The 251-nt window shown below is 67.3% G+C and carries 1 protein-coding gene; it reads right to left on the reverse strand.

Going from position 1 to position 251, the window contains the following annotated elements; all coding sequences use genetic code 11:
- On the reverse strand, positions 1 to 251 hold a 251-nt coding region (locus IH44_RS0140305; RefSeq protein ID WP_030464802.1), incomplete at both ends, for a hypothetical protein.

Genomic DNA, 251 nt, shown 5'->3' on the forward strand with positions numbered 1-251 from the left:
AGACGGGGATGTCTCCTGCCTGGCCCCAGTCGAGGATCTTGAGGCTGCCGTCGTCCATGCGCAGATGGAACTGCCCGGTCGAAGGGCGGAAGACGCCGATGTTCCCGGCGGGGGCACCGTTTCCGGCATCCCAGTTCCCGGCGACGGGGAGATCTCCTGCCTGGCCCCAGTCGAGGATCTTGAGGCTGCCGTCGTCCATGCGCAGGTGGAACTGTCCGGTCGAGGGGCGGAAGACGCCGATGTTGTCGGGG

Source organism: Kitasatospora sp. NRRL B-11411 (genome assembly GCF_000721345.1).
Lineage (GTDB): Bacteria > Actinomycetota > Actinomycetes > Streptomycetales > Streptomycetaceae > Kitasatospora > Kitasatospora cineracea.